Annotated in this window: 5 protein-coding genes and 4 pseudogenes; 5 read left to right on the top strand and 4 right to left on the bottom strand. The window is 67.4% G+C overall.

All coding sequences use genetic code 11. The features are described 5' to 3' along the window. Positions 1 to 128: 128 nt before the first annotated feature. A pseudogene (gene rpmB, locus ADL29_RS42585) lies at positions 129 to 239 on the top strand (50S ribosomal protein L28); the annotation flags it as partial. Between the two features lie 161 nt (positions 240 to 400). On the opposite strand, the gene ADL29_RS40930 reads toward rpmB, so the two are convergent. Continuing rightward, complete coding sequence (locus ADL29_RS40930) at positions 401 to 1,216, bottom strand: WD40 repeat domain-containing protein (protein ID WP_245689353.1); 816 nt, start codon at positions 1,214 to 1,216, stop codon at positions 401 to 403. 541 nt (positions 1,217 to 1,757) lie between these two features. Here ADL29_RS40930 and ADL29_RS46565 point away from each other — a divergent pair. After that, positions 1,758 to 2,495 (top strand): annotated as a pseudogene (locus tag ADL29_RS46565) (PP2C family protein-serine/threonine phosphatase); the annotation flags it as partial. A gap of 86 nt (positions 2,496 to 2,581) precedes the next feature. Continuing rightward, on the top strand, positions 2,582 to 2,887 hold the full coding sequence (locus ADL29_RS46560; RefSeq protein ID WP_425424233.1) for a SpoIIE family protein phosphatase: 306 nt from the start codon (positions 2,582 to 2,584) through the stop codon (positions 2,885 to 2,887). A 1,054-nt stretch (positions 2,888 to 3,941) separates the two neighbouring features. On the opposite strand, the gene ADL29_RS12805 is transcribed toward ADL29_RS46560, so the two are convergent. Further along, positions 3,942 to 5,117: a metallophosphoesterase family protein gene (locus ADL29_RS12805; RefSeq protein ID WP_053923791.1), complete on the bottom strand. Its 1,176-nt coding sequence runs from the start codon at positions 5,115 to 5,117 to the stop codon at positions 3,942 to 3,944. Between the two features lie 354 nt (positions 5,118 to 5,471). Beyond that, positions 5,472 to 7,631, bottom strand: coding sequence for a PIG-L family deacetylase (locus tag ADL29_RS12800; protein WP_157878476.1), 2,160 nt, complete (start codon positions 7,629 to 7,631; stop codon positions 5,472 to 5,474). Positions 7,632 to 8,266: 635 nt separating this feature from the next. Between ADL29_RS12800 and ADL29_RS12795 the strand changes: the two genes are divergently transcribed. After that, positions 8,267 to 9,586: a glycosyltransferase family 4 protein gene (locus ADL29_RS12795; RefSeq protein ID WP_078970939.1), complete on the top strand. Its 1,320-nt coding sequence runs from the start codon at positions 8,267 to 8,269 to the stop codon at positions 9,584 to 9,586. Between the two features lie 45 nt (positions 9,587 to 9,631). Here ADL29_RS12795 and ADL29_RS12790 read toward each other — a convergent pair. Next, positions 9,632 to 9,841 (bottom strand): annotated as a pseudogene (locus tag ADL29_RS12790) (alpha/beta hydrolase); the annotation flags it as partial. Positions 9,842 to 9,932: 91 nt separating this feature from the next. Between ADL29_RS12790 and ADL29_RS40920 the strand changes: the two are divergent. Continuing rightward, a pseudogene (locus tag ADL29_RS40920) lies at positions 9,933 to 10,277 on the top strand (helix-turn-helix domain-containing protein); the annotation flags it as partial. Positions 10,278 to 11,082: the final 805 nt, after the last annotated feature.

The following is an 11,082-nucleotide window of genomic DNA, read 5'->3' as shown; positions in this document are numbered from 1 at the left end:
GTGGACCGCAGCTTGATGATCGGACGCAGTTCGTTACGAGCCATGCCGAGCAGCATACACAAGTGGTTTTCATTTTCATCTAGCTGCTACGGTGCTGCCCTACTGCCCACACACGATCACGAGGGACCATGTCAGCCCACTGCCAACTCACCGGCCGGCAGCCCGGCTTCGGCAAGACCATCTCCCACTCGCACCGCCGCACCTCGCGCCGGTTCGACCCCAACATCCAGCGCAAGCGAGTTCTCCGCTTCCGGCCCCGCAACGTCGGAAACCTGACAAGACCGCTACGGGCAGTCACTTGTGCGCCGCGTCTCTCCGCTCTCCAGGACGCGGCAGCCGGCACGTGGAGCTGTGGACGGTGACGGGCGCGCGAGGTGTGCAGCGGCAGGTCGACCGGCCGTCACGCTACCTTTGCGTCATTCCAAGTGGTGGGCGCTGGTGCGGGGTTGATATCCAGGAGCGCTATCCGGCCTCCCCGTTCTGCTGCCACGAGCATTCGCCGCCCTATCCACGCAAGGGACGTGGCAGGGGAAGTCAGATGCCATGCGGCGAGGGAGGTGTAACCATTCCGCTGGTGCCGGACTCCGGCGGGCCAGAGCCGGATGGTGTAGTCGGATCCGGCCGTCGCGAGCACGTCCCCGTCGCCGGGGCGCCATGCCACCGCCGATGCGCAGACAGGGAGGACGGCCAATCGTGTCGGCCGCCTGGGGCCGATGGACCAGAGCGACAGGTGACGCTCGGCAGGTACAGCCAGCCGGTGCCCGCTGTCGCTGAACACCGGGCCGTGCCGCCCTGAACTGTCCTCGCACTCAACCGGCCGCCCCGATGGGCGATGCGTCTCCCACAACAAGGTCTTGCGCTGGTGCGTCGAGCCAACAGCCCATCGGCCGTCGATGGACAGGGTGAGATCGCTGGATACGTCGGTGGGTGCCGCCGGGAGGGCGGTGGTGGACCACTGCGCCACGCCGTCAGTGTCGTAGGTGGCGACATGGCGTCCTTGCGCAATCGCCACGACGCCCGACCCCATCCAGCACGCGCGGATGCACGCCTCGGCAGTGGCCCGCGCGATCAGCCTGCCGTCCACAGCGCGCCACAGACCGTATCCACGGGGGCCCGTCAAGGCCAGGCTCCGCCCATCAGGAGAGAAGGCGAGATCCGTGACGCCGCCGGGCAACGCGACGTGGCCGTGCTCCTCGCCTCCATCAAGATCCAGCACACGAACCCCACCGCGGTGGCCGACGACAGCGATGAGGCCAACGCCCACCGACAGCGAGGTCGGTTCCCACGGGAGTCGCCTCGACCAGAGCTGAGATCCCTGCGAGTGTTCACCGGTTGCCGGGGACGTCAGCGCTCTCACCACGGCCGCGCTCCTGCCTGGGGCCTGGAGGGGCGGCGGGCGTGGGAGCGGGTCCGCGGTGCGGATTCGTTAACGTGCATGGCGATCTTTCATTGAAGAAAAATGAGAATCATTTCCATTAAACACTGTCATGAGGTCCGACTGCGATCCGGGTTCCGAGTCTCCTCGCCGGGTCGGGCCAGCAGCGGTGCGGTACGCGAGCATCAAGGCGTCGGAGCCCCGCGGTTCCGTGGCCGCTGTTGGCGCTGGAGCCGCGGCCGCCGCCGGCAGCGTTCCGCCGGGCGTCGTGTGTCCGATGCGCAACGTCGGCGCTCGATGCGTAGTGAGTGCGCAGATGCACGCTTCAGCGTGCAACGACTCCGGCGTGTAACTGCCGGTGGCCGATCTCTCGCGGTCTTGCATGGGCGTGGGGTCCGCGCTCGTCAGCTGCCCTGGTGCGGCGCACTGTGGAGAGATGGGCTTGCGGCAGCGTCTTGCCGGTCTGCGGCAGTCATGGCAGGCGAGCCATGACGTGCTGTTCATCCCGCTCGTCCTCATCCTGGTGATCACTGCGGTGGACATCCACGTCCCGGAGGATGTCCACTTGGGCCCGGCGCTGGTTATCGCTCCCGCGATCACCGCTTCCTTCGCCGGTCCCTTGCTGACCGGATGCATCGGAGCCCTGGCGCTGACGGCCCAGGTGATCATTTCCGTCTTTCACGGCGGGCCGACCTCGACGAACCACGTGGCGCAGATCGTCACCCTTGCGGTCCTGACAGTCCTGATCGTGTCGTTCTCGGCGGTGCGCGAGCGGCGCAGCCGGCAGCTGGCCCAGGTGCGTTCGGTGGCCGAGGCCGCCCAGCACGTCCTGCTGTGGCCGCTTCCGGAGAAGATCGGCCCGCTGCAGATGGCCTGCCTGTATCTGGCCGCGGAGGACGAGGCCCAGATAGGCGGCGACCTGTACGCCGCCACCCGTACCAATGCCGGTGTGCGTGTGATGATCGGCGACGTGCGGGGCAAGGGCCTGTCCGCCATCGGAGAGGCTTCCCTCGTCCTGGGTGCCTTCCGTGAGGCCGCTTACCAGCACACCACCTTGCCCGAACTGGCCGCCGCCCTGGAACAAAGCGTCACCCGCTACCTGGCCGATTTCGAGCCGCCCGACGAGGCCGGGGAACGCTTCGCCACCACGCTGCTGCTGGAAATCCCAGACGACGGCCACATCACCCGGAGGACTACAGCCTCGATGTGGTCTCCTTCGAGCCCGGAGACACCCTCCTGCTCTACACCGACGGCGTCATCGAAGCCCGCGACGCCGACGGCCGCTTCCACCCGTTCGGCGAGCGGGCCGGCCAATGGACCGACAGCAGCCCCGAGACGCTCCTCCACCACCTCCGCCGCGATCTCCTCACCCACGTCGGAGGACGCCTCAGCGACGACGCCGCACTCATCGCCCTCCACCGCACTCCCACACGCCACCGAGGCCGCCACCACGGGAAGATCATCCACGCTGATGGCTTCCGCCACCGCCCCGAAAGGGAACCACGGGGATGAGCGGACGATTCGGCGGCCGGTGATGGCGCCGGGAGGGACCGGGGACCGTCGGTACGCCTGCCCGGACCTGGACCACGGCCGCAGAGGCCGGCTGTGCCCGCCGCTTGAGGGCCGTCGGCTTCTCACCAGGTGACCGGGACAGCTGTGGGCCCCGCGTCGGCCTGACCGCGGGCCCAGACCAGGTCGCCGACGGGCAAGGCTGCCAAAGGCAGCGCCGAGTTCGATGCGGGCAAGAGCGGCGCCGAGGCAGTGGTGTATCTCGCGACCGAAGGCCAGGCGCGGGCTTACCTGCTGCCGCGCCGGCGAGCCAGTCGGGGGAGGAACCGGTCGGGTCGGGGGAAGTGCCCTCGATCGCCGTGGCTGCCTCAAGCCGGACCAGTACCTTATCCGGTGCGGCGAGGCTTCGTGCCCCTCTTGTGGTGTGAGGGTCTGCAGTATGTCTCGCCTGTGGCGAGGACACGGCCCGCGTCATGGCGTGCGGCCGAACAGCGGTTCTTCGAGCCCCGCGGTCGGCCGGGCCCCGGACGTGACAGTTTCGGTGCACACGCCGGAGAGCCAGGAGGCTGTCGCAGAGCTTCTTCACCTCGGTGATCAAGAGCTATTCGTTGTTCGGTTTCCAAGATCACAGAGGCGTCGGAACCTTGGCTGGTGGGGCGGAACTTCTTGTCGTGTGACCGTGAACGTGACCTCAATATGTCGCATACGCGGCCGAGTCGCCTGCGCCGGGGCAGCCCCCGGCGGAGCGGCGGAAGGGACCCGGGCTTGCGCGGCGCACAGCGGTAGCCGGGGGCGGAAAGGATCTTGACCGCGAAGCGGCGCCGCTTGCGGCGTCCTTTCCGCCCCGAGGTTCTGTGCCAACCTCCGGTGTCAGGTCGTCCGGGCCGGGCCCGGGGACGACACCAGCCCCTGTTTCTTATCCCCTGATCGGTGACACCGGCGGTCCTGGCCGCTGACGCGACCGGCGGCACCGGCCGGCCGCTTAGCCGAGGCCGCCGAGATCGGTGCCGCCCGAAGATGGCGAAGGCTCAGGGCACGCCCCGGGCACCCAGTCGTGTCACTGCTGGTTGGGCAGCAACTTGTGGTTTTTCCAGTCGTACTCGAAGTAGTCGACGAGTTGGCTGCCTTTGGAGCGAGGATCCTGTGGCCGGGGCACCCGGTAGTAGCGGCCGGTGAACTTCTGCTGGTCGACACTGAGACGGAGAAAGCCGTGTTGGTCGTCGCAGTAGGAGTCCAACGTCACCGGGTCCCCGGCGGTGTCGGCGAAGGTCACCGGGGGGATCATCTTCTCCCCGTCCACCTTCCGGATCGCGTGCAGGTTGTGGTAGCCACCCGCGCCGGTGACCAGGTACGGGTACTGGGTCCCATCGGTGGTCGTCTTCGTCAGACGCTGGTAGTCGTGCACGTGCCCAGCCACGATCATGTCCGGGTGCCGGCGCGCCGCCTTAGCGGCATCCTCGATCACCGTCTTCATGTACGTCGACCCCGAATGGTGGTCATCGGCGGAGTAGGGCGGGTGATGCAACGTCAAGATGATCGGCACATTCTTTGGTAGAGTCTTCAGCTCCCCGGCCAGCCACTTGGCCTGATCGGGTTGGATCTCCCCGCCCGCGGGGACATTCGAGTACAGGCCGATGAAGTTCACGCACGGGGTCAACAAGGTCCAGTACACATTCGGTTGCACCATCGCCTTGCGATGCGAGTCCTGCGCCTCCGGCATCTTCACCGGCTTCGGGGCACAGAAATTGCGCACGAACCCGTCCAACGTCGATCCGTCGGGCAGGTTTTCCCCATCGTGATTACCGGGCACCGCGAAGATCGGCGCCGCGTACAACTCGTACGGCTGGTAAAACTGCGCGTAGTACTTGGCGATTTCCCCGTTGAAGTACACGCAGTCCCCCACAAGGTAAAGAAACGCGGGCTTCCCGGCCGGGCCGGTGCCGACCGCCAGGTCGGCCTCCATCCCGGCGGCCACCAGTTCCTGTGGCGCTGCGTCATTGATCCCGCCCATGTCCCCGTTCATGTGAAATGTCAAGGACCCGGCCCTGTCGATGGCGGCGTAGGTGCGGGCGTCCAGCACTTGCTTCAGGTTCAGCCGGAACGGCGCGGCACCCGTCGGCGGCGGCAACGGCCGGAAATGCGTGTCCCGCGGCGGCTCCATATGCAGCCCCGCGCTCGGCCGCTTCCGGGCGAACACATGCCCATGCGAACCCTTGACCAACCCTGCAGCCATGCCCGCCTCCTACAACCCGCTCCGGCTGTGCACCGCACGCTAACGGCGAACCCGGCCCGTGCACCGCGGCAACACGCCAGACCACACCGCATTCGCGCACATGCGCCGGGGTGGAACCCCGGGCGGTGCATCGCATGCGTCAACGCCTCTGCCAGCCCGGCCTTCAGGCGCGCCGGAGGCTAGGTAGTGCGAGCCTCAGCCCGCGCGCCGCCGCACCCGGCTCGCCCGCCACGACGGCCCGCAACCTGACTGATGCAGTCGGCCGGGGGCCCGGCCGAGCGGGCCTCGACGTGGGCTCCGAAGTGGGTGAGCACACGGCGGACGCGCGGTCACAGCCTCCAGGCGCGGCCGGAATTATCTGGATGATCTGGGCTGGGCATTCACGTCCCCCTTCCAGCCTGGCGGGAGTTGCCCAGGCACTGCCGGCTGCCAAGGGGCGAGGAAGGGTCCCTTGTCCGTGGTGTGCGTCCAGTACAGGCGGCCGTCGAGACCGAGTACGGTCAGTGCGGCGCCGCCCGACGCCAGTTGGGTGCTGGACGGGGCACCGGCGAGGAGGAAGCCGGTGTGGCGCCACCGCAGCCGGCGCTTTGGAGTAGCGGATGGGCTCCAGGCCGTTGCCAGGTCTCCCGTGGCAGATCGTGCTGCCAGCAGGAAGTCGCCCCAGCAGGTGCGGTTGACGCTCACCGGACCGTAGCCCTGTGGCCCGCCGAGGTCGGCGACTTCCACCGGTGAGGATTCGTTGCTCGGCCACCGGGATGTGTGCGATCGCGCGGATACGAGGTCGGCTGCGCGAAGCCGAGCGGTCCGTACGTTCCCGGAGCGGGGTTTGCGGAAGTAGACGCGGATGCCGTCGCCGTCTCGCCGGACGGTCAACGGCAAGGTGGTGGGCGGCAGCCCGGTGGGCAGCGGACCGTGAGCGGATGTGCCCGGCTGGTCCCTGACCCAGGCCAGCACGGAGTGTGGCGTGCTGGCCAGGACGTAGGTGCGGCCCATGCTGTCCCTGCCGACGACCGGGTCACCGTGCACCTCCTCGCCGCCCAGGTGTCGCCAGGGCGTCCAACTTCCGCCTGCGAGCCTGGTGCGGGCGGTCAGCTGATGCCTGCTGTCGCGCAGGAACACCGTCATCGTGTGGTCGGCGTCCACCGAGACCGCGGGGGCACTGATATCCGAGGTGCCGGCATGGTCGCACGACTCTGGGGTGCCCAGCGAATGCCAGGGTTCGAATGAGTGGTCCGACTCCCGCTGAACGGTGAAACCCACCTCCCTGCGATAGTCCCCTGGTTGCTTGCCGGTGAGGGTGCGGGTGCCGAGGACGGCGATGCGTCCGTCGGGGAGCGTGATCGGACGGACGCCCGCATCGATGCCGATCCCCGGGAGGAACGTGGGCCCACGCCACTGCCCCTCGCTCAACAGACCGGTGCCGCCCGCCGGACGGTGCCAGAACACGATCCGGCCGCTGAGCACGGCGAAGGCCCACAGGCTGTCGTCCTTGCCGGTCTGCAGCCAGCAGGTGCCGGTGTCGCGGGCGTGGTGGATGCTGTGCGACCAGTGGCGCTTGGGGTGGGCGGCCACGTTTTTATCGCCACAGCCCGCCGGATCCTGGCAGGAGTTCCGCGGCGCACCGCTCCAGGAATATGTCTCCATGGTGCGGGCCTTGGATTCGCCAGAGGCCGGGTCGAGAGTGCCTGGCAGGCCACCGTTGAAGTAGCCGAGGTAGGTCTGGACGGTGAAGTGCGGGCGCTCGCAGGCGGAGGCGTAGCGTGCGAGAGCCCGCTGGACGAACCGGGCGCCGTACAAGTGATCCTGATGGTCGGCGTACTTGTGGTTGCGGTCCAGTCGACCGGGGGTCGGGTCCTGCATCCGGACATGGGTCGGCCGGAAGAGCCTTAGATAGCCGACCAGGGTCTGGATGAGCTGTTCCGCGCTGTAGGAGAAGTCGCGGATGACCAGACCGCCGTACGCAAGCTGGGAGCGGATGCTGCGGGTCCGGCCGTCCCACAGCGCATGCAGGCTCTGCGGGCGGTCACCAGTGATGCTGCCGGCCTCGTGAAGCAGCGTCCAGACCAGGTGGATGTGGGGATGCCCTTGGAGCGTGTCAAGCTCGGCGAGGCCGCCGCCCGCTGTGGCGATGACGGTGCGCCGCCAAGGATGGACGGCGTCGCCGGTCACCATCTCGGCATAGGCAGCGCGGATGCCGTTCTGCCGCGCCTTCGCGTACTTCGCCTTGTCCGGCACGGGTCGGCACAGTCCGGAGTGCACGCCCGGGTCCGGGCCATTGACACCGTTGGACTCGCCAGACGTCAGATAGACCGAGGCCAGCGGTCGGCCACTGCGCAGTGACTGGCCGACCTCCGGGTTGATGAAGAACAGGTCGTCGTCAGGGTGGGCGACGATCTGCAGGACCGACTCCTTGGTTCTGGCTGGCCCGGCGGCCGCCCAGGAACCCGCGGATGCCGCCGTGCTCAGAACCGGCGGCCAATACTTCGGCCTGGCCCGTGAGTCCCGTTTCCCCAAGCCCGCCAGCACCCCTACAGGGACGGTGGCGCCCAGCACCGCGGCGGTGAGTACATCACGGCGGGATACTGATGCGAAACCTCGCACTAGAGGGAGCATGAGGCGGTCGGCTTTCTACAGAGTGCTTGTCGTGAGCCAATGAACATGGTGATAGATCACTTGGGCAACTGGGCAAGGTGGCATTCACCTGGGCGGGTTATGCCTGTGGTGCCGTCGCCAGGCGACAGGGTTCGTCCCGCGAGGGAAGGACTCATAGCGGTTGACGATGCCGAGCGCTTCACGGCGATGTACCGCGCCCGTCAATCACCATGGTCGCCATGGCTTCGGCTGTTTTGGCCGGCACATCTGCCGACGAGTTGGTGACTTCTGTGGCGCCCACTGTGATGCCGCAGACTGGTGGCGACTCCTGACAAACGCCGTCACGAGAGGCCCTCTGCCTGCTTGGCGGCGACGTTCCCTGTGCGAGTCCGTCGGCACGGGTGCGCCAGCCCGTCGTGCGTACGCGTCGACCGCTTCGAGAATCCCACTGGGCCGTATGGGCGAAGGTGTGTTGACGTCCGCCCCTTGAGGGGGAGGTGCCATGCCTGAAAAGACGGCACACGCAGTCTGCAGCAGCGGTAGGAACAACGGGACGCATGCGTATTTCATTCCTGATCCACCATGCCTACGGAATCGGCGGGACCATCCGCACCACGTTCAACCTGGCCAACGGTCTTGTCGAGCGGCACAAAGTCGAGATCGTCTCCGTGTTCCGGTACCGGACGGAACACCAACTCTTCCTCGACCCGCGAGTGCGGCTGCGATACCTCGTGGATCTGCGGAAGAAGAGCGCGTCCTACGAGGGCGATCACCCGCTTGCCAAGCGCCCCTCGGGGGTCTTCCCACGCGAGGACGGCCGCTACCCTCAGTACAGCGAACTGACAGACGAACGGCTCGGCGCCGATCTGCGGGGCTTGGACGCCGACATCGTGATCGGAACCCGACCGGGCCTGAACGTGCACATCGCCCGGCAGGCCCCACGCCGGCTGGTGCGGATCGGTCAGGAGCATCTGACGCTGAACACCCATCCCACCCGGTTGGTGCTCAGAGTGCGCCGTCTGTATCCACGGCTGGACGCGATCACGACGACCACCGAAGCCGATGCCGCCTCCTACCGCCGCAGGCTGTGGCTACCAGGTGTGCGGATCCAGGCGATGCCCAACAGTGTCCCTCATCCGGGGATCGCGCCCAGCACTCTGGACGCCAAGTATGTGGTCGCGGTCGGCCGGCTGGCTCCTGTGAAACGGTACGGGGACCTGATTCTGGCCTTCGCCAAGGTCCGGGCCGAGCGGCCGGACTGGCGTCTCCGGCTGTACGGCGGGGGACCCGAGAAGGAGGAGCTGTCACGGCTTGTCAGCCAACTGGATCTCGACGACGCCGTAACGTTGATGGGCTCGGTCGCGCCCGTCGAACCAGAGATGGCCAAGGGCTCCATGCTGGTCGTCTCCTCAAACATGGAGTCCTTCGGCATGACCATCGTCGAGGCGATGAGGGTCGGTCTGCCGGTCGTGAGCACCAACTGCCCACTGGGACCGGGAGAGATCATCGAGCACGGCGGGGACGGCCTGCTGGTCCCGCCGCGTGATCCCCAGGCGTTGGCCGACGCGATACTGGATTTGATCAATGACGACGAGCGCCGCAAGCGTATGGGCCGGGCAGCCCTGGAGAAGGGCTGCAGGTATGACACGGCGCGGATCGTCGCGATGTACGAGGCGGTCTTCCAGGAGTTGCTGGACCGCAGGGCGGGCACAAGGGGACGCTTGCGGGGACTCAGTCACCAGACGGCAGCGTACGGCGTGAGGGTATGGTACGGGGCCAAGGGGCTGGCCAAGGCGGTGGTCCGCAGGGCCTTTCCCCCTCGTCGAAATCCCGTCGTCTCCCCGGAGGACAGGCGGGAGCCTGGCGACAGGCCGTAGGGCCTGTGGCGCCCGGCTGGTGGCCGGACGCCGACACCCGTCAGGTCAGGCCGGTGACGTGACGGCCCGACCGAGATGCCGGGCGAAGAACCGGACCGCGCTGTCGGCCTCGAACCTGGGCAGCTCCTTATGCCTGCCCGCGTTGGCGTGCAACGTCTTTTCCTTCGAGACGAAGGCATCGAACAACGCGAGACCGGATGGGCGCGGAATGTGCTCGTCGTCCCACTGGAGCACGAACTCGACCGGAATGGTGATCTGGCCAGTGCTGTGACCGCGTAGGTTCGCCGGGTTGGTGGTCGTGGCAGTTGGATGTGCGGTGACGTCCGATCCGACCGCTGGAGGCGCGGTGGCTGAGCCTGTCCGTGTGCGCAGACTGACCGACCAGGAGGGGCAGCGGCTGCAGCAGATCGTGCGCCGCGGCAGCACGAGTTCGGTGCGCTACCGGCGCTCGATGATGCTGCTGGCCTCGTCCGGCGGGAACCGAGTGCCGGTGATCGCCCAGTTGGTGCAGGCCGACGAGGACACGGTCCGGGAGGTGGTCCACCGGTTCAACGAGATCGGCCTGGCCTGCCTGGACCCTCAGTGGGCGGGAGGCCGTCCCCGCCTGCTCAGCACTCACCACGAAGACTTCGTCGCCCAGACGGCCACCACCCGCCCCACCAAGCTCGGCCAGCCCTTCACTCGCTGGTCATGGATTCCACGGACCCCTTCTACGGCGACGCCAGCAAGCTCGGCACCTCCATCACCGTCTCGTCACCGGCCGACGACCCCTCCTACCTCGAAATCCCGCTGGCCTGACCGTGTCCTGTAGCAGTCGTCGAGAACGGCGAGCCGGACCACAGCAGGACCGCGTCGAACACCACGCAGCAGGCTCGTTCCCGAACGCAGAAACCCCCGCCGGAGCCAGCCGACGGGGGTTCCTCACCTCTCACTTGCTATCACAGGCGTCTCACCAACAGCGTCGACGCACCTGGACCACAAGGACCTGACCTGCGAAATCGATCCTGAGCTAGACCACCTGGACGGCACAAGACGCTTCCGACAACATATGCCATGTGGTTCCGCAGTTGCCGCCGACGTCCCTGCTTCCGCTGCGGAGGCGACCGGTACCGCGCAGGGCAGCGGTGAGGTCGTCCCCGAGTCAACCGTCGAACGCGCCGCGCCCCTCCTCAGCGCCGGGGCCTGGCAACGGTCATCCTCCCGAGCAGTGCCAACAGCCCTTCCTGAGTTTTCGGATGGTGAGGCCAAGATCCGGACCATGCACGGACCAACACGCTGCCGACAGCAGGCACGGCCGCCAATTCAGCAGGTCAGCACCACTATGAGCGCTGTACCACCAGCAGACGAAGAACCTGCTTGTACTTTGGGCGCCTCACGTTCGGAAGTCACTAACCGTGACTACTAGAGCTCGTCGTGGTCTCCGCAACGGCGAATGCGTGTAGGCGCGCGCCAGCGAAAGTCCCCTTGCCACTCCCCCAGCCCTCACCGAAGTCTTC

The sequence above is a fragment of the Streptomyces chattanoogensis genome (assembly GCF_001294335.1).
GTDB classification, from domain to species: domain Bacteria; phylum Actinomycetota; class Actinomycetes; order Streptomycetales; family Streptomycetaceae; genus Streptomyces; species Streptomyces chattanoogensis.
Note: the sequence above shows the minus strand (reverse complement) of the source record. Positions and strands in the feature narration are given on the sequence as shown.

Coding starts and splice junctions, on each gene's coding strand:
- ADL29_RS12805 (WP_053923791.1), bottom strand. CDS start 5,117: ATGGCTGCAGGGTTGGTCAAGGGTTCGCATGGGCATGTGTTCGCCCGG.
- ADL29_RS12795 (WP_078970939.1), top strand. CDS start 8,267: ATGCGTATTTCATTCCTGATCCACCATGCCTACGGAATCGGCGGGACC.